The sequence below is a fragment of the Streptococcus sp. BS35b genome (assembly GCF_000286475.1).
GTDB classification, from domain to species: domain Bacteria; phylum Bacillota; class Bacilli; order Lactobacillales; family Streptococcaceae; genus Streptococcus; species Streptococcus oralis_W.
Genome location: NZ_ALKH01000001.1, coordinates 1 through 26304, shown reverse-complemented (window position 1 = coordinate 26304; position 26304 = coordinate 1). Strand labels below are relative to the sequence as shown.

General features: G+C 41.9%; 24 protein-coding genes. 6 read left to right on the top strand and 18 right to left on the bottom strand.

Annotation, left to right across the window (positions count from 1 at the left end):
- Positions 1–91 precede the first annotated feature (91 nt).
- The 4 genes from parC to parE form a co-directional block, all read right to left on the bottom strand.
- On the bottom strand, positions 92–2572 hold the full coding sequence (gene parC / locus HMPREF1149_RS02375) for a DNA topoisomerase IV subunit A (protein WP_081502325.1): 2481 nt from the start codon (positions 2570–2572) through the stop codon (positions 92–94).
- A gap of 242 nt (positions 2573–2814) precedes the next feature.
- The gene (locus HMPREF1149_RS02370) at positions 2815–3633 is read right to left on the bottom strand and encodes an aminoglycoside 6-adenylyltransferase (RefSeq protein WP_155991707.1); all 819 of its coding nucleotides are present in this window, start codon (positions 3631–3633) and stop codon (positions 2815–2817) included.
- A 140-nt stretch (positions 3634–3773) separates the two neighbouring features.
- Complete coding sequence (locus HMPREF1149_RS02365; protein ID WP_001115080.1) at positions 3774–4688, bottom strand: hypothetical protein; 915 nt, start codon at positions 4686–4688, stop codon at positions 3774–3776.
- Between the two features lie 210 nt (positions 4689–4898).
- A complete protein-coding gene (gene parE / locus HMPREF1149_RS02360) occupies positions 4899–6848 on the bottom strand; it encodes a DNA topoisomerase IV subunit B (RefSeq protein ID WP_000037249.1) in 1950 nt (649 codons plus the stop codon).
- Positions 6849–6983: 135 nt separating this feature from the next.
- On the opposite strand from parE, the gene plsY reads away from it, so the two are divergent.
- Positions 6984–7625 (top strand): glycerol-3-phosphate 1-O-acyltransferase PlsY, encoded by a 642-nt coding sequence (gene plsY / locus HMPREF1149_RS02355; protein WP_000988208.1) that lies wholly within the window; start codon positions 6984–6986, stop codon positions 7623–7625.
- A gap of 33 nt (positions 7626–7658) precedes the next feature.
- On the opposite strand, the gene HMPREF1149_RS02350 is transcribed toward plsY, so the two are convergent.
- From HMPREF1149_RS02350 to HMPREF1149_RS02310, 9 genes are all read right to left on the bottom strand, one after another.
- On the bottom strand, positions 7659–8615 hold the full coding sequence (locus tag HMPREF1149_RS02350; protein ID WP_000029139.1) for an ABC transporter permease: 957 nt from the start codon (positions 8613–8615) through the stop codon (positions 7659–7661).
- Positions 8616–8617: 2 nt separating this feature from the next.
- Entirely contained in the window at positions 8618–9676 is a 1059-nt protein-coding gene (locus HMPREF1149_RS02345) for an ABC transporter permease (RefSeq protein WP_000038683.1), read from the bottom strand.
- Positions 9669–11204, bottom strand: coding sequence for an ABC transporter ATP-binding protein (locus tag HMPREF1149_RS02340; protein WP_000929837.1), 1536 nt, complete (start codon positions 11202–11204; stop codon positions 9669–9671). Before HMPREF1149_RS02340 ends, HMPREF1149_RS02345 begins: the two co-directional genes overlap by 8 nt.
- A gap of 136 nt (positions 11205–11340) precedes the next feature.
- The gene (locus tag HMPREF1149_RS02335; RefSeq protein WP_001036147.1) at positions 11341–12396 is read right to left on the bottom strand and encodes a BMP family lipoprotein; all 1056 of its coding nucleotides are present in this window, start codon (positions 12394–12396) and stop codon (positions 11341–11343) included.
- 89 nt (positions 12397–12485) lie between these two features.
- Positions 12486–12875, bottom strand: a complete 390-nt coding sequence (locus HMPREF1149_RS02330) for a cytidine deaminase (RefSeq protein ID WP_000246081.1) — start codon at positions 12873–12875, stop codon at positions 12486–12488.
- Positions 12862–13524, bottom strand: a complete 663-nt coding sequence (gene deoC, locus HMPREF1149_RS02325; RefSeq protein WP_000773698.1) for a deoxyribose-phosphate aldolase — start codon at positions 13522–13524, stop codon at positions 12862–12864. The genes HMPREF1149_RS02330 and deoC overlap by 14 nt, the downstream gene beginning before the upstream one ends.
- Before the next feature lie 19 nt (positions 13525–13543).
- Positions 13544–14821, bottom strand: a complete 1278-nt coding sequence (locus HMPREF1149_RS02320) for a pyrimidine-nucleoside phosphorylase (RefSeq protein WP_001202938.1) — start codon at positions 14819–14821, stop codon at positions 13544–13546.
- Positions 14818–15408 (bottom strand): class I SAM-dependent methyltransferase, encoded by a 591-nt coding sequence (locus tag HMPREF1149_RS02315; RefSeq protein WP_080568274.1) that lies wholly within the window; start codon positions 15406–15408, stop codon positions 14818–14820. The genes HMPREF1149_RS02320 and HMPREF1149_RS02315 overlap by 4 nt, the downstream gene beginning before the upstream one ends.
- A gap of 200 nt (positions 15409–15608) precedes the next feature.
- The gene (locus tag HMPREF1149_RS02310) at positions 15609–16016 is read right to left on the bottom strand and encodes a hypothetical protein (protein ID WP_000698664.1); all 408 of its coding nucleotides are present in this window, start codon (positions 16014–16016) and stop codon (positions 15609–15611) included.
- Positions 16017–16217: 201 nt separating this feature from the next.
- Here HMPREF1149_RS02310 and coaA point away from each other — a divergent pair, with 201 nt between their 5' ends.
- The 3 genes from coaA (at position 16218) to HMPREF1149_RS02295 (ending at position 18028) form a co-directional block, all read left to right on the top strand.
- Positions 16218–17138 (top strand): type I pantothenate kinase, encoded by a 921-nt coding sequence (gene coaA, locus HMPREF1149_RS02305; RefSeq protein WP_000180503.1) that lies wholly within the window; start codon positions 16218–16220, stop codon positions 17136–17138.
- A gap of 67 nt (positions 17139–17205) precedes the next feature.
- A complete protein-coding gene (gene rpsT / locus HMPREF1149_RS02300) occupies positions 17206–17442 on the top strand; it encodes a 30S ribosomal protein S20 (protein ID WP_001274000.1) in 237 nt (78 codons plus the stop codon).
- A gap of 52 nt (positions 17443–17494) precedes the next feature.
- Positions 17495–18028 carry a DNA topology modulation protein gene (locus HMPREF1149_RS02295; protein ID WP_000684215.1) on the top strand — a complete coding sequence of 178 codons (534 nt, stop codon included), beginning with the start codon at positions 17495–17497 and terminating at the stop codon, positions 18026–18028.
- Between the two features lie 16 nt (positions 18029–18044).
- Here the strand turns inward: HMPREF1149_RS02295 and metG are convergent, their stop codons facing one another.
- The 4 genes from metG to HMPREF1149_RS02275 all read right to left on the bottom strand — a co-directional run bounded on the left by metG (position 18045) and on the right by HMPREF1149_RS02275 (position 23308).
- Positions 18045–20042 carry a methionine--tRNA ligase gene (gene metG, locus HMPREF1149_RS02290; RefSeq protein WP_001291346.1) on the bottom strand — a complete coding sequence of 666 codons (1998 nt, stop codon included), beginning with the start codon at positions 20040–20042 and terminating at the stop codon, positions 18045–18047.
- A 135-nt stretch (positions 20043–20177) separates the two neighbouring features.
- A complete protein-coding gene (locus HMPREF1149_RS02285; RefSeq protein ID WP_001180391.1) occupies positions 20178–21437 on the bottom strand; it encodes an ABC transporter permease in 1260 nt (419 codons plus the stop codon).
- 1 nt (position 21438) lies between these two features.
- Complete coding sequence (locus tag HMPREF1149_RS02280; protein WP_000733787.1) at positions 21439–22140, bottom strand: ABC transporter ATP-binding protein; 702 nt, start codon at positions 22138–22140, stop codon at positions 21439–21441.
- The gene (locus HMPREF1149_RS02275; RefSeq protein WP_000827880.1) at positions 22124–23308 is read right to left on the bottom strand and encodes an efflux RND transporter periplasmic adaptor subunit; all 1185 of its coding nucleotides are present in this window, start codon (positions 23306–23308) and stop codon (positions 22124–22126) included. Before HMPREF1149_RS02275 ends, HMPREF1149_RS02280 begins: the two co-directional genes overlap by 17 nt.
- 266 nt (positions 23309–23574) lie before the next feature.
- On the opposite strand from HMPREF1149_RS02275, the gene gor reads away from it, so the two are divergent.
- The gene (gor, locus tag HMPREF1149_RS02270) at positions 23575–24921 is read left to right on the top strand and encodes a glutathione-disulfide reductase (RefSeq protein ID WP_001209607.1); all 1347 of its coding nucleotides are present in this window, start codon (positions 23575–23577) and stop codon (positions 24919–24921) included.
- A gap of 143 nt (positions 24922–25064) precedes the next feature.
- Positions 25065–25601 (top strand): biotin transporter BioY, encoded by a 537-nt coding sequence (locus HMPREF1149_RS02265; RefSeq protein WP_000748142.1) that lies wholly within the window; start codon positions 25065–25067, stop codon positions 25599–25601.
- Between the two features lie 86 nt (positions 25602–25687).
- Here the strand turns inward: HMPREF1149_RS02265 and HMPREF1149_RS02260 are convergent.
- Positions 25688–26304: Cna B-type domain-containing protein (locus HMPREF1149_RS02260; RefSeq protein WP_000300413.1), on the bottom strand; the 617-nt coding region annotated here is incomplete at its 5' end.

Genomic DNA, 26304 nt, shown 5'->3' with positions numbered 1-26304 from the left:
TACACTTTTCTAGTAAAATTTCAAGTATTATTTGTAATTTTCTGAAAATTTTTTCAACACAAAAAGAATCAGCCCTCTGGACTGATTCTTTTTACGAACTCGCTTTATCCTCTTTAAAGACTTCTTTGAGGTAAGCATCGAAAACTTCTTCATCTGAAATCGTGTCTGAGATAAAGCTTCCATTGCTAGTACGTTCTGACAAGTTGAGATCTTGCAATCGACTCTCATAGATTGTTCCCTTGTTAGATTGGACAAGTAACGTTTGGTCGTTTTCTTCTACTTCTGTACTAAAGAGATCACCAACGAAACCATGCTCTGCAACTGCTCCTGCTAAAAAGACACGGTGCGGTTTGTTTTTCAACTCACGCAAAACTTGTAGGCCTCGTTTGGCACGGCTGGTCGCTGGAATTTCCTCAATGGAAACGCGTTTCAAGCTTCCACGTTGGGTCAAGAGGTAGAAGGATGAGGTATTACAGATGAAGGCAGCCTGAAGCGCATCATCTGCTTTCAGGTTCATAGCCTTGACACCCGCAGCCTTGGCACCAACAACCGGAACCTCTTCGATATTGAAACGAAGGGCGTAACCGTTTTGACTAATCAAGAGTACATCATCAAGTCCAATCGGAGCCACTGCTACAATTTGGTCTGTCTCGTCTTTGAGCTTAGCATACTTGACAGACTTCGACTTGTAGGTCCGCCATGGAGAGAATTCTTTGCGTTCTACACGCTTGATTTGACCAAGGCGAGTCGCTGCAAAATAAGTTGTCGCATCATCAAACTGATCCACTACTTCTGCATAGAGAATTTCTTCGTTAGTTTCGAAGTTTGTAATGGTCTGGCTCAGATGCTCTCCGATATCCTTCCAACGAATATCTGCCAATTCATGGATTGGTCGATAAATGACATTTCCAAGAGTCGTAAACATCAAGAGGTGCTGAGTTGTCTTGGCAGTTTGCACAAAGATCAGACGATCATCATCACGTTTGCCGATTTCCTCTAGCGTAGAAGCTGCAAAGGAACGTGGGCTGGTACGCTTGATATAGCCTGCCTTAGTTACGCTGACATAGGTATCTTCCTCGGCAATCAAACTAGCTGTATCAATCTCGATTGCTTTCGCAGTGTCTTCCAAAGTACTCAAACGTGGTGTCGCAAATTTCTTCTTGACCTCACGAAGTTCTTTCTTCATGAGATTGTACATAGTCCGTTCATCACCGATGATAGCCGCAAGCATGGCAATCTTTTCACGTAATTCTGCTTCTTCTTCCTGCAAGACAACCACGTCTGTATTGGTCAAACGGTAAAGTTGTAAGGTCACGATGGCTTCAGCCTGCTCCTCAGTAAACTCATAGCTGACCTTGAGGTTTTCCTTAGCGTCAGCCTTGTTCTCAGAAGCACGGATAAGGGCAATGACTTCGTCCAAAATCGAAATCACGCGAATCAAACCTTCGACGATATGCAGACGTTTCTCAGCCTTTTCCTTGTCAAAGCGGGAACGTGCCAAAATCACTTCACGACGGTGGGCGATATAGCTAGATAAGATTGGAATAATCCCAACCTGACGAGGTGTGAAATTGTCAATCGCCACCATGTTAAAGTTGTAGTTGATTTGTAGGTCAGTATATTTTAAGAGATAGTTGAGGACAAGCTCGGTATTCGCATCTTTCTTAAGTTCGATAGCGATGCGAAGACCGTCACGGTCAGACTCATCACGAATCTCAGCAATACCTGCCACCTTGTTATTGACACGAACATCATCAATTTTCTTGACTAGATTAGCCTTATTGATTTCATAAGGAATCTCAGTAATAACGATTTGTTCCTTACCACCTTTTAGCTTTTCAACCTCCGTCTTAGAACGAACAACGACGCGCCCTTTCCCGGTTTCATAGGCCTTCTTGATTTCATCACGCCCTTGGATGATAGCCCCTGTAGGGAAGTCAGGTCCAGGCAAGAATTCCATGAGTTTGTCCACCTTGGCTGTTGGGTGGTCAATCATGTAAACCGTCGCATCAATAACCTCAGCTAAATTATGCGGTGGAATATCTGTGGCATATCCAGCCGAAATCCCAGTCGAACCATTGACCAAAAGGTTTGGAAATGCTGCTGGCAAAACAGTGGGTTCTTTCTCGGTATCGTCAAAGTTCCAAGCAAAGGGAACTGTCTTTTTCTCGATATCCTGAAGAAGGTACCCTGCAATTTCAGACAAACGCGCCTCGGTATAACGCATTGCCGCAGGTGGATCTCCGTCCATAGAACCGTTGTTACCGTGCATTTCAACCAAAATCTCACGATTTTTCCAGTCCTGAGACATACGGACCATGGCATCATAGATGGAAGAATCCCCGTGTGGGTGGAAATTCCCCATGATATTCCCGACTGACTTAGCTGACTTGCGGTAGCTCTTGTCAAAGGTATTGCCATCTTTATTCATCGAATAAAGAATACGACGCTGAACCGGCTTCAAGCCATCTCGAATGTCTGGCAAAGCCCGATCTTGAATGATGTACTTGGAGTAGCGACCAAAGCGCTCTCCCATGATGTCCTCTAGGGACATGTTTTGAATGTTAGACATAGGATACTAAGCCCGTAAAATGCAAAGTAAAAATAGGAAATTCTTAAAGCGAGCGATGCTCGTAAGAGAATTTATCTTTTTCACACAGCATTTAGGGCGTGTTCAACTCCTTTCAAAGAATGTAGAGTAGGTTTTTATAGAATAAGGGATAATTTACAGAAATTAGTCTCGTGTTCAGTTACTATATATAACCAAACGATCCTTTCTGTAGTTTAATCTTTTAAATTATATATTTTTTTTAGTTAGTGATTTGAAAGTCTCTCCTCAGCATACTTAATCATCCTCTCTGCCACTTCCTTATCATAGTCAAGGCCCATCTTGTTAGCAAGGTATTGAGCTTCTTGGTGGAAATGTTTCATTGTTGCAAATAAAGACTGAGTGATTTTTTCTAAACTGGAGAAATCAAGCAGATTTAAGAATTCCTTCTCTTTCTCAGTAGGTAAATAGTTAAAGAGATATTTATAGTTCTTGCCAATATCGACAGTCCCCTTATCACTTGCTACCTGCCAGGCTAAGACCTTCAGGAGTTCTTGGTGACAAATCCCATAGAGATGGTCAGTAGCGTAGAGTAGTTGCTTGCGACAGATTCCTTTGACTACGTAGGCTGACACCCACCAAAATTCATTGCAGGCTTTTTCAAAATCTGTCTGACTAGCTGGACTTGTCCAGTAACGTTGAGGACTTGGTGAATAAGGGGCAAACAAACCCTTAGTGTCCTCTAGCACCGTGAAATCCGCTTCGCTTTCTACCCACTCCTTGATATACTCTTTAGGACATAGAGTCAAATCAATCCGATTGCCATCTTCAAAGAGCATGAGGTAGAGACGACGGTTGCCAAGGATATTATGCTGCTCAATGATACGTGTTCCAAACTGGTCCAACCAAGCAAGATTACTCGTCAGATTATCTAAGTCGTCCACGACATAAACAACATCATAATCTTGAAACTCATCTTTTGGAGCTTTTGGATTTGTCCGTGAACCAGACATGGCGATAGCCTCGACTTGGAGCACTTTTGCGGTTTGAAAAATTAAACCAAGCATTTTGGATTCTGTTTTCATGGTCATATCTGATTTATTAATTTTCATCTTGTTATAAAAGTGTAAAAAATCACATTAGTACACTTAAACATACTGTAATCTTGTCATTTATAAAGTAATAATTCTCTTCAGCGATATAATAGTTAGATAAAAATAATGCTCTATTCGATATTTGCATTAGTAGCAAGACTTGCAGCATAATATTTGTCATAAATTAAATTTTCATCTAAAGATTCTATTAAATCTTTGTTGTAGTCTATATCCTTCATTAAAGTAGGAGCATATTTTTGTAAAAGTAAATAGAAAATTCCATAAAAAACTCCCGTCTCCTGTTTATACACAGGAATTCGAATATCCAAAGAATATTTTTCTTTGCTCTTTATCCTTTTTTTACCGCACTTAATGGCAACGCGATATCTCAGGTTACAACTTCTATCAACCAATACATGAAACATAACATCATTAGTACCCTGTTTTAAACTTTGAGAGCAACTAACAGATTGTCTATTGATATCCTCGCGCAAATCAAGAATCGGGATTCCACCACCATTAAAACCGCCACGCCCCTCTTGAGGTCTATAGAATCGATTTTCCTTTCTGTTGTAGATTACAACCAACTTTAGACGAGGAAACTCATTTCCATTATCATCAAATACTGAAACTTTTAGAGTTTCTAAACTTCTATTCTTTTTGAACTCAGAAATAAATTCATCAAATTGATATATAAGTAAACTTTTGATATCTCCAGACTTTAAAACATGAGCTCCATCTATAACTTTCTCTATTTCATTAATTATTTTATAAGTGTCTTTCTCACAGAATGAAAATTTAACACTGCATTTCCGTAGCGACTCTTCCTTAGTTCCATTGTTATAAGCTAGCAGCACAAATTTTTGATTACCATCATAAAAACCGCCATCATATTGAATATCTGAAAAATCATTATTTTCTTTCTTGATATTATATAATTCAATATTTGTTACTGATTGAGTAGTACTTCTTTTATTTTCTACAGTTAAAATATTTAATATAAAATTTGAGTATAATCGTTGTCCAGAAGTTACTTGTTCAGGCATTCCATTCCTGTTATTTATGTTTGAAATATTACTCCCAATTATAGTTATTCTTTTTTATTATCAAATCTATTTTTTAAAACATGTACTGTAATCGGCCCCAAAATCGTAGTCACCATCAGAGCTATTATTATCCACCACCACTGTTGTGATAATGGTAGATTATTTTGCTGTACATTTTGTGTTACTATAAACATCCTTTTCAATATCTCCTCAAAACACCATTTCCCCACTCTCTTCCAATGTAAACTTGACATTATCCTCAATCCATTTACGGCGTGGTTCGACTTTATCTCCCATGAGGACATTGACACGGCGTTCAGCGCGTGCGAGGTCTTCAATCGTGACACGGATAAGGGTACGCGTTTCTGGGTTCATGGTTGTTTCCCAGAGTTGGTCCGCATTCATCTCACCAAGACCTTTGTAGCGTTGAAGGGTAGCGCCTTTACCGAACTGCTTACGAAGTTCTTCCAGCTCTCCGTCTGTCCAAGCATAGGCCACTTCTTCTTTTTTTCCTTTGCCTTTGGACATCTTGTAAAGAGGCGGAAGGGCGATATAGACATGTCCTGCCTCGACTAGCGGACGCATGTAGCGGTAGAAAAAGGTTAAAAGAAGAGTTTGAATGTGGGCACCATCGGTATCGGCATCGGTCATGATAATGATTTTGTCGTAGTTGGCATCTTCAAGGGAGAAGTCTGCCCCAACACCTGCCCCGATGGTGTAAATCATTGTGTTGATTTCTTCGTTTTTGAGGATATCCGCCATTTTGGCCTTGGCGGTATTGATAACCTTACCTCGAAGAGGTAAGATAGCCTGAAACTTACGGTCACGACCTTGTTTAGCAGAACCACCGGCAGAATCACCCTCGACCAGGTAGAGTTCATTCTTTGCTGGATTTTTAGACTGGGCTGGGGTCAATTTTCCAGACAGCAAGCCCTTGTCTTTCTTGTTTTTCTTACCATTTCGGCTCTCATCACGCGCCTTACGGGCCGCTTCACGAGCATCACGCGCTTTGATAGCCTTGCGAATGAGATTGGAAGCTAGTTCTCCATTCTCCATTAGGAAGAAGGTCAACTTATCAGATACTATACCATCCACAACGGGACGAGCCAGAGGGCTTCCAAGTTTGTCCTTGGTCTGTCCCTCAAATTGGAGGTGTTCTTCCGGAACTAGGATAGAAAGAACGGCCGCTAGTCCCTCACGATAATCTGAACCTTCTAGATTTTTATCTTTTTCCTTGAGAAGACCTGTCTTACGCGCATAGTCATTCATGACCTTTGTAATGGCAGACTTGAGTCCCGTCTCATGCGTTCCACCGTCCTTGGTGCGAACGTTATTGACAAAGGATAGAATGTTATCTGAAAATCCATCATTGTACTGGAGGGCAACTTCCACTTGGAAACCATTGTCTTCGCCTTCAAAGTACAGAACTGGTGTCAAGGTTTCCTTGTCTTCGTTCAAATAGGAAACAAAGTCCTGAACTCCATTTTCATAATGGTATTCAATCGCTTCATCTGTTCGTTTGTCTGTCAGAGACAAGGTCACATTTTTTAAGAGAAAGGCTGACTCATTGAGTCGTTCTGAAATGGTATTGTACTTAAAGTCAGTCGTAGAAAAGATCGTCGCGTCAGGCATGAAGGTGACTTTGGTACCTGTCTTAGTCTTGGGTGCTGTCCCAATTTTCTTCAAAGTCGTGGCAGGTTTTCCACCATTTTCAAAGCGTTGCTTATAAACAGCACCATCACGAGTGATTTCTACTTCTAGCCAACTAGATAAGGCATTCACGACGGAAGAACCAACCCCGTGGAGACCACCAGAAGTCTTATAACCACCCTGACCGAATTTTCCTCCAGCGTGAAGAATGGTGAAGATAACTTCAACGGTTGGGATACCCATGGCATGCATACCAGTCGGCATCCCACGACCATGGTCCTCTACTGTTAGACTTCCGTCTTTATTGATAGTCACATCAATGCGATCACCGAAGCCAGACAAGGCCTCATCGACTGCATTGTCCACAATTTCCCAGACTAGGTGATGGAGACCTGCACCGTCGGTCGAACCGATATACATCCCCGGACGTTTACGGACCGCATCCAACCCTTCTAGCACCTGAATGGCGTCATCATTGTAGTTATTAATATTGATTTCCTTTTTTGACACAAGGAACCTCCTATTTGTTCATCTTTTCTATTTTACAGGTTTTCTAGGGATTTTGCAAAGTTTCTTCCGTTCAGCTGTCACAATTTTAAAGGATATTCTCATCATTTCTACACTATTTCATGGTATAATAGGTCTATGATGACATTTGTATTATTAATTTCAGCTTATCTACTAGGCTCAATCCCTTCTGGTCTTTGGATCGGACAAATCTTCTTTCAAACAAATCTGCGAGAGCATGGTTCTGGAAATACTGGAACAACCAATACTTTCCGTATTTTGGGTAAGAAAGCAGGTATGGCAACCTTTGTAATTGACTTCTTTAAAGGAACCTTGGCCACTCTGCTTCCAATTCTTTTCCACCTACAAGGTGTATCACCTCTTATCTTTGGACTTTTGGCTGTCGTTGGACATACCTTCCCTATCTTTGCAGGCTTTAAAGGTGGTAAGGCTGTCGCAACTAGTGCTGGGGTTGTTTTCGGATTCGCGCCTATCTTCTGTCTCTACCTAGCAGTCGTATTCTTTGGAACCCTCTATCTTGGTAGTATGATTTCCTTGTCTAGCGTTGCCGCTTCTATCGCAGCCGTTATCGGAGTTCTCCTATTTCCACTATTTGGATTTATCCTAAACAGCTATGACCCTCTCTTCATTTTGATTATCCTAGCACTTGCTAGCTTGATTATCATTCGTCACAAGGATAATATCACACGTATCAAAAATAAAACTGAAAATCTCGTTCCTTGGGGACTAAACTTGACACATCAAAATCCTAAAAAATAAAACGCCAGTTTAAACTGACGTTTTTTTGTATGCTTATTTTGACTTGATGTAGTTGATACCGTCTGCCTTTGGTGCAACTGCTTTTCCAAAGAATGCTGCCAAGACAAGGATGGTCAAGACATAAGGGGCTATTTGAAGGTAAACCGCTGGCACTCCTTGTAGGAAAGGTAATTGAGAACCGATAACTGCCAAACTTTGTGAAAGTCCAAAGAAAAGACTAGAAAGCATAGCACCGATTGGGTTCCATTTACCAAAGATCATCGCAGCAAGAGCGATAAATCCAGGACCGACAATAGTTGTCACTGAGAAGTTGACGGAGATTGATTGAGCATAAATCGCTCCCCCAATTCCACCAAGGAAACCTGATATGATAACCCCAAGATATCTCATTTTGTAGACATTGATTCCCAAGGTATCCGCTGCTTGAGGGTGTTCACCGACAGAGCGAAGGCGAAGACCAAAGCGGGTCTTGAAGAGGATAAACCAAGCAAGGAATGAGAAGACAATTGCGATATAACCTAGTAGACTGGTAGACTTGAAGAAAATATCTCCAATCACAGGGATATCAGCCAAAACTGGGAAATCAAAACGTCCAAAAGTCTGGCTTAAGTTATCCGTTTGTCCTTTGTTATAAAGAACTTTAACCAAGAAAACCGCTAGGGCAGGAGCCATCAAGTTCAATACTGTACCACTGACAACATGGTCCGCACGGAAATGAACCGTTGCGACAGCATGGATGAGGGAGAAAATGGCTCCCACGACACCGGCAACTAACAAGGAAATCCAAGGGGTCGCTGCTCCAAGTTGTTCTGCAAACTCAAGGTTAAAGACAACCCCAGAAAAGGCTCCCATAACCATAATTCCTTCAAGACCGACATTAACGACACCACCACGTTCAGAGAAGACTCCTCCGATACTCGTAAAAATAAGTGGTGCTGAGTAAATCAGCATAGAAGAAACCAAGAGGGTGAGTAATGTTGTAATAGACATCCTTACTTACCTCCTTTAACTTGTTTTTTTGGTTTGACAAAATGTTCGATAATATAGTGAACACTGACAAAGAAGATAATGGACGCTGTTACAATGCTGACAAGCTCAGACGGAACTTGCGCAGCGTTCATACCCGGTGCTCCTACTTGCAAAACTCCAAATAAGAAGGCTGCAAAGAGAATTCCAATTGGTGAGTTTCCAGCAAGCAAACTAACTGCCATCCCGTTAAATCCGATAGCTAATGATGATCCCTGAACGTAAACGTTTTGGAAGGTTCCAAGACCTTCGACTGCTCCCCCAAGACCAGCCAAGGCACCAGAGATGATCATTGATAGGATGATTGTACGTTTTGCTGAAATACCAGCGTACTCTGAAGCATGGGGATTGAGACCAACTGCACGAATTTCAAAACCGAGAGTCGTTTTCTTGAGCAAGAACCAAATCACGCCAACAGCAATGATTGCAAAGAAGATTCCGATATTCATACGAGAATTTCCAGTCAACTCTGATAACCATGGGGTCTGGTATGTAGCGTTGGCACTAACACGAATCGTTGAGTCTGTACTTTGCATAATATCTTTAGGAAAGGCATGAATAAAGGCATTTCCCACATACAATACAATGTAGTTCATCATGATGGTCACAATGACCTCTGACGTACCGAGATAGGCTCTGAGGATACCTGGAATTGCTCCAACAATTCCACCTGCGATCAAAGCAATGATCACTGTCAATGGAATCAAAACGAGACGAGGCATGTCTGGATTTGACAAGGCAAACCAACCACTGAGAATCCAGCCTGCAAGTGCTTGACCAGGAAGTCCAACGTTAAAGAAACCTGCTCGACTGGCAACTGCGAAACCTAGACCTATCAAGACAAGAGGACCCATGGCACGGAAAATTTCTCCAATCCCACGGAGGCTACCAAAAGCTGTATAGAACAACTCCTCATAGCCCCAGATAGCATCATATCCGAAGATCCACATGACAATGGCTCCGAGCAAGATTCCTAAGAATACGGAAATCAAGGGAACCGAAATTTGTTGTAATTTTTTAGACATCACTCTTCTCCTTTCCCAAGTTTCCACCTGCCATCAAGACACCAAGTTCTTGTTTGTTAGTTGTTTCTGGCGATACAATACCTTGAATCTTACCATCGTGAATAACAGCAATTCGGTCTGAGACATTTAAAATCTCATCCAATTCAAAGCTGACAACAAGGACAGCCTTACCGTTATCACGCTCTTCAATCAAACGTTTGTGGATATATTCAATGGCACCGACATCCAAACCACGAGTTGGCTGGCTGACGATAAGGAGATCAGGATCACGATCAATCTCACGAGCAATAATCGCTTTTTGTTGATTTCCTCCTGAAAGAGCTGCCGCTGGAACAAATTCGCTTGCCGCACGGACGTCAAATTCTTCCATCAATTTCTTAGCATGTGAAGTGATATTGGCATAGTTCAAGATACCATTCTTGCTGAGTGGTTCTTTGTAGTAGGTTTGAAGAGCGATATTTTCTGAAATCATCATCTCCAAAATCAAACCATCGCGGTGGCGGTCTTCAGGAACATGCCCCACGCTTAGTTCTGTAATTTGTCGAGGATGCATCCCCACGATTGATTTGCCTTTTAATTCAACGCTACCTGACTCAACCTTACGAAGGCCTGTAATGGCTTGAATGAGTTCAGATTGACCATTGCCATCAATACCTGCAATACCGACAATCTCACCAGCACGAACATCCAAAGAAAGATTTTTCACTGCTGGTACACCGCGGTTTTCATTGACAACCAAGTCTTTGATAGACAAGACCACTTCTTTGGGTTGTGGTGCTTGTTTTTCCGTTTTAAAGGAGACAGAGCGTCCAACCATCATTTCTGCCAAGTCAGCATTTGTTGCTCCTGCGATTTCAACCGTCTGGATTGATTTCCCACGACGGATAACCGTCACTCGATTCGATACCGCACGAATCTCATCTAACTTGTGGGTAATCAAAATAATGGACTTCCCTTCTTTGACAAGGTTTTTCATGATTGCCATCAACTCATCAATCTCTGAAGGGGTCAATACGGCTGTAGGTTCGTCAAAGATAAGGATGTCAGCACCACGATAGAGTGTTTTCAAGATTTCTACACGTTGTTGGGCACCAACGGAAATATCCGCCACCTTAGCAGAAGGATCCACTGCCAAACCATAACGTTCAGAAAGAGCCTTGATTTCTTTAGTAGCACCAGCTATATCTAGAACACCATTTTTAGTGATTTCACTCCCTAAAATGATATTCTCAGCTACTGTAAAAGCCTCAACCAACATGAAATGTTGGTGAACCATCCCAATTCCAAGACCAGCGGCTTTAGATGGTGAGTCTAGTTTTACAACCTGACCATTCACCACAATTTCACCACTCGTTGGTTCAAGAAGTCCTGCCAGCATATTCATCAGAGTGGATTTACCCGCTCCATTTTCTCCTAAAAGTGCATGGATTTCACCTTTTCGCAGTTGCAAGTTGATTTTGTCGTTTGCTACAAATTCACCAAACACCTTGGTAATATCCCGCATCTCAATGACATTTTCGTGTGCCATATGCTCTTCCTTTCAGAGGTTTATTTTATTTCAATAAAACCTGCTAATCACATTAACAAGCTCTATTGAGACAAAAATTGCCTCAATTCTTAAAGAAGCGACCGATGGCCGCTTCCTAAGAAATGACTTTTATCCATTATTTTTCAGGAACTTTTACACTTCCGTCAAGGATCTTAGCTTTTGCATCTTCAACAGCTTTTTTACCTTCTTCTGAAAGGTTTGTTACTGCTAGCTCAACCCCTTTATCTTTCAATGAGTAAACAATCACTTGTCCACCAGGGAATTCACCTTTTTCTGTTTTGTTGGCAATATCTTTTACAGTTGTACCAACTTGTTTCAATGTAGATACAAGAACGAAGTTAGATTCTTTACCATCTTTAGAAGTGTATTTACCTTCTGCTGCTTGGTCACGGTCTACACCGATAACCCAAACTTTTTCGTTTTCATTTTTGTTTTCGTTCAATGATTTTGCTTCAGCAAAGACACCAGCACCTGTACCACCAGCTGCTTGGTAGACAACGTCTGCACCGGCAGCATATTGAGCTGCTGCAATTGTTTTACCTTTGGCAGCATCACCAAATGAACCAGCATAGTCAACTTGGACTTTGATAGATGGGTCTACTGACTCAACACCAGCCTTAAATCCAGCAGCGAAACGTGAAATAACTTCAGATTCGATACCACCTACAAAACCAACTTGTTTTGTTTTAGTTGTTTTAGCTGCTGCAACACCAGCAAGGTAAGCCGCTTCGTTATCAGCAAATGTTACGCTCGCAACATTCTTTTGATCTTTGATCACATCATCAATCAAGACATAGTTTAAGTCAGAGTGGTCTTTTGCTGCCTCTTCAACTGCATTGTGAAGTGCAAAACCAACACCGAAGATCAGGTTGTAACTTCCAGCCGCTTGTTGCAAGTTGTTAGCATAGTCAGCTTCACTTGTTGATTGGAAATAAGTAAAGCCTTTATCTTTAGAAAGATTGTGTTCTTTACCCCAGTCTTGCAAACCTTCCCAAGCTGATTGGTTAAATGATTTATCATCAACACCACCAGTATCTGTTACGATCGCTGCTTTCGTCTTCATTTCAGATGAAGATGAAGCTGCGTTACGAGAAGAGCGGTTACCACATGCAGCAAGTCCAACTGCTGCCACTGCAACTAGACCAAGGCCTAGCCATTGTTTCTTGTTCATTACTGAACCTCCTAAATAAGATGTGCAACGATGTTGCAAGTATGGATTGATTGGCCACAAGGACCGCGTCACTCAAAGAGTGACTCAGACTAGTTTAAGTCTGTAAAAGAGTATGGAAGTAACTCCCCGACCGTCATCTCGACCGTCGATTTATCTTTTGCGACAAGTGTCACTTTTAGATCTTTTTCAAAAAATTCAGCCATCACTTGGCGACAAGCGCCACATGGCGAGATAGGTTTTTCAGTCTGTCCGTAGACAATCAACTCTGAAAACTCTCTTTGGCCTTCGGAAACTGCTTTGAAAATCGCTGTACGCTCTCCACAGTTTGTCAAAGAATAGCTAGCATTCTCAATATTAACACCTGTATAAACGTTACCATCTTTCGCCACTAGAACAGCACTAACAGGAAAGTGAGAATAGGGTACATAGGCTTGCTTGCTGGTTTCAATTGCTAAGTCAATCAACTCAGTAGTCGCCATCTGCTAATTCTCCTTTTAAAATTGCAACGCCAGCTGACGTTCCTATACGGGTAGCACCTGCTTCCACAAAAGCAACAGCATCCGCATAAGAACGAGCACCACCAGCTGCCTTAACTCCCATATCTGGTCCGACTGTTTTACGCATCAACTTAACATCCTCTATAGTGGCACCACCAGTTGAAAATCCAGTTGATGTTTTGACAAAGTCAGCACCTGCTTTCTGGGATAATTGGCAAGCCACAACCTTTTCATCGTCTGTCAACAAGCAAGCTTCAATAATGACCTTAACCAACTTGTCACCACTTGCTTCTACGACAGCACGGATGTCCGATTCAACCAAATCAAGATTTCCTGATTTGAGAGCACCGACATTGATAACCATATCAATCTCATCTGCACCATTTTGGATGGCTTCCTTGGTTTCAAAAGCTTTTACAGCTGAAGTTGTCGCTCCCAAGGGGAAACCAACTACTGTACAAACCTTTACATCTGAGCCTTCAAGTCCTGTTTTCGCATGTTTAACCCATGTGGGATTAACACAAACGCTGGCAAAGTCATACTCACGCGCTTCAGATAGCAAACGATCAATTTGTTCTTGACTTGCATCTTGTTTTAAAAGCGTATGATCAATATATTTGTTTAATTTCATATTCGGATTCCTCTCTTTTTCATGAGATGATTTCAATTATTTCCTGCAAACGTTTCATTCTATCATTTATTTTAACATATTTTTGGAATTCTGTAACTAGTTGAGGGGAAATTTTTCCATTTGTATAAACTTTTGCGACAATTTCTCCCTTTTGCACGGAGTCACCGACCTTCTTCTCAAAAACGATTCCAGTTTCATAGTCTAAATCATCAGACTTGACTGCGCGACCAGCTCCCAATCTCATGGCATAGAGACCAAATTCCATCGCTGGAAGGGCTGAAATGACACCTGACTCTTGAGCCGGGATATCTACTACATGCGCCACCTTGACTGGGCGATAGAGATCTTCTAAATCACCACCTTGAGCTGCCACCATTTCTTCAAACTTAGTCAGCGCTTGGCCGTTTTCAAGGTGTTGGCGGACTTCTTCAACCGTCTTCTCGACATTTGCCAAACCAAGCATAATCTGAGCTAGTTCACAAATAAAGTGACTAATATCTTCTCGGCCTTTTCCTTGAAGAATTTCAATTGCTTCTAGGATTTCGAGACGATTGCCAATGGCTCGTCCCAAGGGTTGACTCATATCGGTAATAACCGCTACTGTCTTTCGACCAACGGCCTTACCCAAATCGACCATGGTTTGAGCCAATTCACGCGCCTCATCAACCGTCTTCATGAAGGCACCCTCACCGACCGTTACGTCTAGCAAAATAGCATCCGCCCCAGCAGCAATTTTCTTGCTCATGACAGAACTAGCAATCAAAGGAATCGTGTCGACAGTCGCCGTCACATCACGGAGGGCATAGAGAAGTTTGTCTGCTTTAACCAGCTGATCTGACTGCCCAATGACAGATACACCAATGTCCTGTACCTGACGAATGAAATCTTCTTGACTACGCTCTACTTGGTAGCCCTTGATTGCTTCCAACTTATCTAGGGTTCCGCCAGTATGGCCAAGTCCACGGCCACTCATTTTTGCGACCGGAACACCAAAACTGGCTACTAATGGCGCTAAAATCAAAGTCACCTTATCCCCAACTCCACCCGTAGAATGTTTGTCAACTTTAACCCCATCAATAGCTGACAAGTCAAACTCCTGACCTGTCTTGACCATATTCATCGTCAGGTCAGAAATCTCTCGTGTGGTCATTCCTTTAAAATAAACAGCCATAGCAAAGGCAGACATCTGATAGTCTGGAACAGTTCCTGCTACATAGCCTTCTACTAGCCACTTGATTTCATTTGAAGTCAGTTCTTGGCCATCTCGTTTCTTTTGAATTAAATCAACTGCTCTCATGCTTTCACACTTCTAAGGATATAATATCCCTTGTCTTTCTTTATAATTTCACAATTTCCAAAAACATCTTCCATCTTGCTTTTGGCGCTTGGAGCACCTTGCTTTTTCTGAATGACAATGGTTAAATCACCTCCGTCTTTCAAGAAATCTCTGCTCTTTTTGATAATCTCATGAACAACTTGTTTGCCCGCTCGAATGGGCGGATTGGAAATAACATGGTCAAATTTCCCTTCAACTTGTTCATAGATATTGGATTGGAAAATCGTCGCTTCTACTTTATTTCGTTCAGCATTTTGTCGCGCTAAGTCTAGGGCGCGATTATTGATATCGACCATGGTTGCCTGAACTCCATAAGCCTTGACCAATGACAAACCTAATGGCCCGTATCCACAGCCTACATCAAGGACCGCTTCTCCTTTGTTAACCTCCAAACACTTCAATAAAAGTTGACTCCCAAAGTCAACCATTTTCTTGCTAAAAACACCCGCATCTGTTAAAAAGGTCATATTTTCTCCCAACAACTCCACTCTCAACTCATGTATGTCGTGAGCAGCATCAGGATTTTCTGCATAATACATTTTACTCATAAAACTATTTTACCATAATTTGGCTTGAATTGTAAATCGTTTACAAAGTGATGATCAAATGAAAAAGACTGAAGAAAGCTAGTAAGTAAAACCTTTTCTTCAATCTCTTTCAATGATTAGAAATACATTACAATCTATCGGGAACTACAAATTATCATAGTCAGAAAAAAACAGTTCGTCTGTAATCAGGCGCATTTTTATTACCATTTCTTAACCTTAAAATACTTTATTATCAACAGGATTCCCAATATGATGTTTAGATAAAAGCCCAACTGATAAGTTTGTGTCAAGATTTCCAAACTTGTCCAAAGTCGTATCAAATCTTCTAGTGACATACGGAATAGATATCCTTCTGTAGCAATCCACAAAATCAAAAATAGATAACTACCAGCAGCAAGCCATTTCGTCCACTGCTTTTTTACTAGCCAGGCAATCAAGAGCGAACAGATAAAGACAGCTGTTACAAGGAGATGATCCATTAAGAAGGTAAAACCGTAATAGGTTTCTACAAAGCGTCTACCATTATCCGCATTCGCTCCCCTTATAAAAGGTAGTGCAAAACTTAAAATAAAACAGAGTTCCAATATGTAACATCTCAAGATTTTCATTGTGTGCCTCCTATAAGTTGCGAACTAAAAAAGCCCACTTTTAATAACTGATAAGTCTTCAGAAACAATTCCCTATTTCATCATTAAATTATTCAACCTCTATCTACCTCTATTATACGATATTGACTTACTACCATCAAGAAACCGCTTTATTTTTTTAGCTTTTTATGGTACGATAGACAAAATATCTAGGGGAAAACAATGACCAACGAATTTTTACATTTTGAAAAAATCAGTCGCCAGACTTGGCAATCTTTACATCGAAAGACAACACCTCCTTTGACAGAAGAGGAACTAGAATCCATCAAGAGTTTCAATGACCAGATTAGTCTGCAAGATGTGACAGATATTTATTTACCTTTAGCTCATCTCATCCAAATTTACAAACGCACCAAAGAGGATTTAGCCTTTTCTAAGGGGATTTTTCTCCAAAGAGAGAGTAAATCTCAACCCTTCATTATTGGAGTTTCAGGAAGTGTAGCTGTAGGAAAATCAACAACTAGCCGACTTCTGCAAATCCTTCTCTCTCGTACAGTTACTGATGCTACTGTAGAATTGGTGACAACTGACGGCTTTCTCTATCCCAATCAAACCTTGATGGACCAAGATATCTTAAATCGCAAAGGTTTTCCTGAAAGTTATGATATGGAAGCTTTACTGGATTTTCTTGATCGCCTAAAGAATGGACAAGATGTCGATATTCCTGTCTATTCTCATGAAGTGTATGACATCGTTCCTGGAGAGAAACAACGTGTCAAAGCTGCTGACTTTGTTATTGTCGAAGGCATCAATGTCTTTCAAAACCCTCAAAATGAGCGCCTTTACATCACTGATTTCTTTGATTTCTCCATCTATGTGGATGCTGCTGTCGAGGACATTGAAAGTTGGTATCTGGATCGTTTCTTAAAACTGCTCAGCTTTGCCCAAAATGATCCCAACAGCTACTACCACCGCTTTACGCAAATGCCGATTGGAGAAGTTGAAGCCTTTGCACATCAGGTTTGGACCAGCATTAATCTCACAAATCTACAAAACTATATCGAACCAACAAGGAATCGCGCCGAGGTCATTCTCCACAAGACTAAAAACCATGAAATCGATGAAATTTACCTAAAAAAATAATTTCCCCTTGTCAAAACCTAAGTTTTCATATATAATGGTATAGTTAGTAAATATGGAGGTAAGAACATTGGCAAACATTAAATCAGCTATCAAACGCGCTGAATTGAACGTTAAACAAAACGAAAAAAACTCAGCTCAAAAATCAGCTATGCGTACTGCTATCAAAGCTTTCGAAGCAAACCCTTCTGAAGAACTTTTCCGTGCTGCTAGCTCAGCTATCGACAAAGCAGAAACTAAAGGTTTGATTCATAAAAACAAAGCAAGCCGCGATAAAGCTCGTCTTTCAGCTAAACTTGCTAAATAAGAAACAGTCCATAGAGGCTGTTTTTTTGTCCTCTAATCAGAAAAGGAAGAAAATGAAAATAGCAATCATCGGATATTCTGGAGCCGGCAAGTCAACTCTAGCTGAAAAGTTGTCAAACTACTACTCCATCCCCAAACTGCATATGGATACACTCCAATTTCAACCTGGTTGGCAAGACAGTGACCGCGAATGGATGTTGACCGAGATGAAAAACTTTCTCACAAAGCATGAAGCTTGGGTCATTGATGGCAACTACTCTTGGTGCTATTACGAGGAAAGAATGCAAGAAGCTGACCAAATCATCTTCCTCAATTTCTCACCTTGGACTTGTCTCTTTCGAGCCTTTAAACGGTATCTCACATACCGAGGCAAGGTCAGAGAAAGTATGGCAGCAGGTTGCCCTGAACGCTTTGACTGGGAGTTTATCCGATGGATTCTCTGGGATGGGCGGACAAAGAATGCTAAAGAACGTTACCAACGGGTTCAAGAAAACTACCCAGAGAAAGTAATTGTCCTCCGGTCGCAAAAGGAGATGGACTACTTCTTAGAAAATCTCGCGCATAACAAGAAAAACCAACGTGTCTAACGTTGGTTTTTTGCTTTTAGCCAATCACACTTCCGTTTGGTACAGCTGGATCAACTGTGAGAAGTGTTAATTGTCCATCATGTTCAGCTGAGAGGATCATGCCTTGGCTGACATATTTTTTCATCATCTTACGCGGTTTAAGGTTGGCAACGATTTGGACTTTCTTGCCGACCAATTCTTGTTCGTTTGGATAAAATTTCGCAATACCAGAAAGGATTTGACGGTCTTCACCATCTCCAGCATCCAAGCGAAATTGGAGCAACTTATCAGAACCTTCCACTTTAGACACTTCTTTGACCTCTGCGACACGGATTTCAACCTTGTCAAAGTCTTCGAACTTGATTTCATCCTTGTTGAGTTTGAGTTCAACTTCATCTGGATTCCATTCTTTTTCGACTGCTGGTTTGTTGCTTTCCATTTGTTCCTTGATATAGGCAATCTCTTCTTCCATGTCCAGACGTGGGAAGATTGGTGTTCCTTTGGCAACAACAGTCACACCAGCAGGGAAATCTGCCAAGCTCAAGTTTTCAAGACTCGCCACTTCTTCCAAGCCAAGTTGAGTCATGACCGCACGACTAGTTTCCATCATAAATGGTTCAATCAAGTGAGCTACAACACGAAGGCTGGCTGCCAAATGGCTCATAACACTTGCCAATTGGTCACGAAGGGCTTCATCCTTAGCCAAGACCCATGGGGCAGTCTCATCGATGTATTTGTTGGTACGTGAGATAAGAGTCCATACTGCTTCAAGGGCACGCGGGTAATCAACTGCTTCCATGTGTGTATGGTAGTCAGCGATAGATTGCTCTGCTACTTGAGCAAGAGCATTATCAAACTCTGTCACCCCTTCTACATAGGCAGGGATTTGACCATCAAAATACTTGTTAATCATAGAGACCGTACGGTTGAGGAGATTTCCAAGGTCATTGGCCAATTCATAGTTGATACGGCCGACGTAGTCCTCAGGAGTGAAAGTTCCGTCTGAACCAACTGGAAGGCTACGCATGAGGTAGTAACGAAGAGGATCCAGTCCATAGCGCTCTACCAACATTTCAGGATAAACGACATTCCCTTTAGACTTAGACATCTTGCCGTCTTTCATGACAAACCAACCATGGGCAATCAAACGTTCAGGCAACTTCATATCCAACATCATGAGAAGGATTGGCCAGTAGATTGAGTGGAAACGAAGAATGTCTTTTCCGACCATGTGGAAGACTGTTCCATTCCAGAATTTATTGTAGTTAGCATGTTCGTCTTGACCGTAACCAAGAGCAGTCGCATAGTTGAGAAGGGCATCAATCCAAACGTAGACAACGTGTTTTGGATTGGATGGGACTGGCACACCCCAGGTAAAGGTTGTACGAGAAACCGCTAAGTCTTCCAAACCTGGCTCAATAAAGTTACGCAACATTTCATTGAGACGACCATCTGGAGTGATAAATTCAGGATGGGCTTTGAAAAATTCGACCAAACGGTCTTGGTATTTGCTGAGGCGAAGGAAGTAAGACTCTTCTGAAACCCATTCCACTTCATGTCCTGATGGAGCGATACCGCCCGTTACATTTCCAGCTTCGTCACGGAAAACTTCCGCAAGCTGGCTTTCTGTAAAGAACTCCTCATCTGATACTGAATACCAACCAGAATATTCACCCAAGTAAATATCATCTTGAGCAAGCAAGCGTTCAAAGACCTGAGCCACTACTTTTTCATGGTAGTCATCAGTTGTACGGATGAATTTATCGTATGAGATATCAAGTAATTGCCAGAGTTCTTTGACTCCAACCGCCATCCCATCAACATAAGCTTGAGGTGTGATGCCAGCTTCTTCCGCTTTTTGCTGGATTTTCTGACCATGCTCGTCAAGACCTGTCAGATAAAAGACATCGAAGCCCATGAGGCGTTTGTAGCGAGCTAGGACATCACAAGCGATGGTTGTGTAGGCAGAACCGATATGAAGTTTACCAGATGGATAGTAAATCGGTGTTGTAATATAAAAATTCTTTTCAGACATAATTTTTCCTTTCCAGGCAAATGAAACCTGATTTTCTAACACTTCATTATATCATATTTTTAGTGATTTTCGATAGGAAAATCCATACAAAAACAAGACAGATAAATGTCCATCTTGTTTTTTCTGTTCTATATCTTATTCATAACGAAGAGCTTCGATTGGATCGAGCTTAGAGGCTTTATTGGCTGGCAAGACTCCGAAGATCATACCAACGCTGGCTGACACAGCCAAGCTAAAGAGAGCGATTGGGAGGGAAACCCCAACTTCGATACCTGCAATCATGTTTTGAAGCAATACTCCAGCTAACATGGTCATTCCAGCAGCAATCCCAAGACCGATGACACCACCTAGCAAGGTTAAGATCATGGATTCAATCAAAAACTGTACCAAGATATTAGCCCGAGTAGCTCCGAGAGCTTTCCGCAGACCAATCTCACGCGTGCGTTCTGTCACCGAAACCAGCATGATATTCATAACACCAGTTCCCCCGACAAAGAGAGAGATTCCTGCGATGGCACTGATAATGGTTGTCATAAAACCAAATAGTTGTTGTACCTCTTGGAAGGCGGCAGTTGCATCCGCAACTTGGTACTCTCCTTGCTGAAGACCAGCAATCTCGGTCAGTTTTCGAGCCAACTCTGGTCCCAAGGTCTGCGTTAGACTAGTATCATTAACACGAAAGACGATATTCGAGATTTCATCAGTATTAAAATTGGCTGCGAGAGAGATATTGGTCGTAATTGGAAGACCACCAATCCCAAAGGCTTTCGCAGTTTTGGCTTCATTGCTAGTATAAACACCAATCACACGGTAACTAAATTCATTAACAGAAATGATTTGATTAATCGCAGCTTCTGGACTATCAAACAAACTCTTGGCTAGTTCTTCATCCAACAAAATCACACTGGCAAATTCCTTGTAGTCTTGCGGTCTTAGACTTCTACCCGCAACGATTTCATTTTCAACTGCGTTCATGTAGGTACTATTTCCGCCTGTCAGAGTCGCTCGTTCAACCTTCTTATCCTTATAAGATAGGGTGACGTTGGTCGAGTTGGTGACATAGTAACTGTCTACTCCTTTGAGTTTGGCAGCTTCCTTGACCCAGGATTCTAGTGGTTTTGGTGGTTCAACATGAACATCCTCTTCTTTCCCGCTGACTGTCAAAGCGGATTGTTTCTGCGTAAAGGAGCCGTCCTTGCTTTTGATAGGAGAGAAAAAGACATGGATATCCTTCTGTGATTTGGTCATGTTTTTATTAACCTGACGAGACATGGAGTCTCCCAGAGCCATGATGACAACGACAGACGAAACTCCGATGATAATCCCGATCATGGTGAGGAAGGAACGCATCTTGTGGGCCATGATGGATGAAAAGGCAAATTTCAGATTCTGCATCTTAGTTTTCCTCCTTTTCTACCTGAGCACTGTCGGACGAGATGATCCCATCACGAATAACAATCTGGCGTTTGGCATAGGCCGCAATCTCAGGCTCGTGCGTGACCATGATAATGGTTTTCCCTTCCTTGTTTAACTCCACCAACAGCTGCATGATTTGATTTCCTGTCTTGGTATCCAAGGCTCCTGTGGGTTCGTCTGCTAGGATGATAGAGGGATTATTTACCAAGGCACGCGCAATCGCTACACGTTGCTTTTGACCACCTGATAACTCGGAAGGTAAATGATGACTGCGCTCCGTCAGCTCAACCTTTTCCAGAAATTCCTCAGCCAATTTCCGACGTTTTGAAGCCGAAACACCAGCGTAAATCAAGGGCAATTCGATATTTTGAAGCGCATTGAGTTTGGACAAGAGAAAGAACTGCTGAAAGACAAAGCCGATTTGCTGGTTGCGGACCTTGGCCAGTTGTTTCTCTCCAAGACCTGCTACTTCTTGGCCATCAAGATAATACTCTCCACTGGTTGGTGTATCCAGCATTCCAATAGTATTCATCAAGGTAGACTTACCAGAACCAGAAGGTCCCATAATGGCAACAAACTCACCTTCATGAACTTCTAGATTGATATTTTTAAGGACCTGCAGTTCTTGGTCACCATTTCGGTAACTCCTGCAAATATTTTTGAGACTAATTAGTTTCTTCATCAGCCTTCACCTCTTTTCCTTCTTCCAAGGAAGATGTTGGATTACTGATGACCTTGGCACCGTCTGTCACACCTGAAGTAATTTCTTGGTTGTCTGCGTCCGCATTCCCCAAAGTAACTTCTACCTTCTTCGCTTTTTTCTGGTCGTCAACGACCCAGACATAGTTTTTGTCATTTTCGGTAACAACACTTGTCAAAGGAACAAGGATGGCCTTACTCTTGTTTTTGACTTCAACACTGACTGAGAAACCTTGTTTCAACTCACCGATATCGCTAGTCACATCAACAGTATAAGGGTACTTAGATCCAGTATTCCCTCCAAGGGCTGCATTTGCCGCTTCTCCATTGTTTTTAGGATAATCAGAAATATAGCTAATTTTTCCTGTCCAGCTCTTATCTTGATAAACCTTCGAAGTAAAGGTAACTTCTTGCCCAACAGAAAGGTTAGCAAGGTTGTATTCAGACAACTCCCCTTTGACCTGCAAGTTTTCATTACTCACAACATGTACTACCACTTGGCTATTACCTGTTGGCGATTTGGAAACATTACGATTGACTTCAACTACAGTCCCTTCTAGTGTACTCAGGACAGTTGCAGCATCTAGCTGAGCTTGAGCCTTGTTGAGCTGAGCCACAGCATCTGCACGATTATCCTTGGCATCACTGATTTGAGAATCAATAGAAGATACTGAAGAAGTCGCTGCTTGCGCTTGTTCTGGAAGTCCTGCTTCTGTTGGAACTTGTGGGGAAGCTGGTGCAGCTGATGCATTTTCACGAGCCTTATTTAACTCCTCGATATGACGGTCTGCCTTTGCAACTGCACGATCGGCTGCATCATAGGCAGCTTGAGCATCTACACTGCTGTATTTGACCAAAGCTTGCCCTTCTTCGACCTTGTCTCCAACCGAAACTAGAATTTCATCTAAATCTCCCTTACTACCATCAAAATAAACGTATTGTTCATTTTTTGCTGTAACCGTGCCTGACAAGAGAACCGATGAAGCAACAGAACCTTCCTTAGCAGTAACGATATGAGAGGTTTCCTCCTTGACAGCTGACTGGGAAGGTTGTCTAAAAATCAAAATCCCCGCAGCACCGATAACAATAGCACTGGCAACACCAATCGCTGTGTATAATTGCCATTTTTTTGCCTTCTTATTTCTTTTCATTTTTAAGCTCCTTTATTCTTTTGCCTTACAAAAACCATTATATCAGAAATACCAAGCCCAAACAATGACAGTTCAGATGGAAACAATGACAATTCAGGATCATTATTTCGTTCGGTATTCGTTTATTGGATTATTGTGCTAGATATATAATACAATATCTTTTTGAATTTGACAAGCGTTTTTATAATTTTTTTATCGTAGCAGATTTTTGCATTCAAATAGTAAAAACGATAGAATATGACTATCAAAGCTATAAGGAGTTTTCTATGAGAGAATATGATATCATCACCATCGGTGGAGGAAGCGGCGGCATTGCCACTATGAACCGAGCTGGCGAACACGGTGCTAAAGCTGCTGTTATCGAAGAGAAAAAATTAGGTGGAACCTGCGTTAATGTCGGCTGTGTTCCTAAAAAAATCATGTGGTATGGAGCGCAAATCGCTGAAAGCTTCCACCACTACGGCCCTGACTATGGGTTTACGAGTTCAGATGTTCAATTTGATTTCGCAAAACTTCGTCAAAACCGTGAAGCCTACATCGACCGTGCTCGCTCATCTTATGATAGAAGTTTCAAGCGCAACGGTGTTGATTTGATTGAAGGTCGTGCTCATTTCGTTGATGCTCATACGGTCAGCGTTAATGGTGAATTGATTCGTGCCAAACATATCGTGATTGCGACTGGCGCTCGCCCAAGCATCCCAACTATTCCTGGAGCTGAACTCGGTGGCAGCTCAGACGATGTCTTTGCCTGGGAGCAACTTCCTGACTCCGTTGCGATTCTTGGAGCTGGTTATATCGCGGTTGAGCTAGCAGGTGTTCTCCACGCGCTAGGAGTAAAAACGGATTTGTTTGTCCGTCGTGATCGTCCCTTGCGTGGTTTTGACAGCTATATCGTTGAAGGACTTGTCAATGAAATGGAAAAAACAGGTCTACCTTTGCACACACATAAGGTACCCATCAAGCTCGAAGAAACGGAGCAAGGTATTACCATTCATTTCGAAGACGGTTCTAGTCACACCGCCAGCCAAGTTATCTGGGCTACCGGTCGCCGTCCAAATGTAGACGGTCTAGAGTTAGAAAAGGCTGGCGTCACACTCAACCAACGTGGATTTATCCAAGTAGATGAATACCAAAATACAGTTGTAGATGGCATCTATGCTCTTGGAGATGTTACTGGTGAGAAGGAACTGACCCCGGTAGCCATCAAGGCAGGACGTACCATATCTGAACGCCTCTTCAACGGGAAAACAAATGCCAAGATGGACTACACGACTATCCCTACTGTTGTCTTCTCCCACCCAGCAATCGGAACAGTCGGTTTAACTGAGGATCAAGCTATCAAAGAATACGGCCAAGATAACATCAAAGTCTACAAGTCAAGCTTTGCATCTATGTACTCAGCCGTTACAAGCCATCGTCAAGAATCTCGCTTTAAACTCATCACCGCCGGTGCTGACGAAAAAGTTGTTGGCCTACACGGAATTGGTTACGGAGTGGATGAGATGATTCAAGGATTCGCTGTTGCTATCAAGATGGGGGCTACCAAGGCAGACTTTGATGCTACAGTAGCTATCCACCCAACTGCCTCAGAAGAATTTGTAACCATGCGTTAATTATCGCAAGAGACCTCTTGAGGTCTCTTTTTACTTGCAAAATCGGCTGTTACAAAATTGTTACCTCGTTATAAAAAATTGGTTGACTTTTGTTTCTGAATTAGTATAATAGTTACTATAATTTTGAAAAGAGGTTAACAGTTTTGAAAAAATCTCATATCTATGCTATTCCTGCTATCGGCGCTGCTCTTATCGCCGTTTTGGCACAAATCAGTCTCCCTATCGGTCCTGTCCCCTTCACTCTACAAAACTTTGCGATCGGTCTGATTGCTACTGTTTTTAGACCCAGAGAAGCTGTTCTATCTGTAGCTCTCTATCTCCTGCTGGGTGCCATTGGTTTACCTGTTTTTGCAGGGGGAGGAGCTGGATTTCACGTTTTAGTCGGTCCAAGTGCAGGCTATCTTTGGTTCGACCTTGTCTATGCTGGACTTACATCTTATCTCATCCATCAAAATAGTGGCTATATTCGCATTTTCCTAGCCAATCTCTTGGGTGATTCACTCGTCTTTGTCGGAGGTATTCTCAGCCTCCACTTCCTTGCTGGTATGCCACTTGACAAGGCACTAGCTGTCGGTGTCCTTCCCTTTATCCTCCCTGACCTTGGTAAGATCATTGCCATTAGTTTCATCAGCTGTCCACTACTCGAACGATTGAAAAGTGTCACTTATTTCTCAAGATAAAAAAATAGTCCAGAACAAATGTTCTGGACTATTTCCTTTCCAATTACTTCCTAAGAACTAACTGAAAATCAACTCTCATCTAGAGATTATTTATTTTTACGGCTTACAAAGTACAATCCACCAGTCACTGCCATCAAAGCAAGTCCTGCAACTACTGCTGCGTTAGATGCTTTTTCACCAGTGTTAGGAAGTTGAGGTTTTGGACCTGGTTTTCCTGGTTCATTTGGTTTACCTGGTGTTGGTTTTTCTGGAGTATGTGTATTTGTGATATTGAAGCCTTCTACTTCAGATGTATAACCATCAACTGGAACTTCTACTACAGAGTATTTGATTTCTTGACCATTTTCTTTGTAACGATCAAGCCCTGTAAACTCATAAGTCCAACCAGTTGCTTCTGAAACTGTAGCTTCTTGAACGGTTTCTTTACCATCCGCAAGAAGTTTCACTGTGATAGAATCTGGACGGATACCGTCTTTGTTATTGGCATCATTCCAGATCTTCTTACCTTTTACAGTAGTTTTCTCTGGTGTATGTTTGTTGGTAATAGTGTACTTACCGTCTTTTTCTGAAGTAATTGTTGTTTCGTATGATGCAACAGCTACTTCTTTGACAGTGTACTTGATTTCTTGACCATTTTCATACTTAGGAAGTGCTTTTGATTCGAACTTCCAACCAGTTGCTTCTGAAACTTCAATTTCTTGAA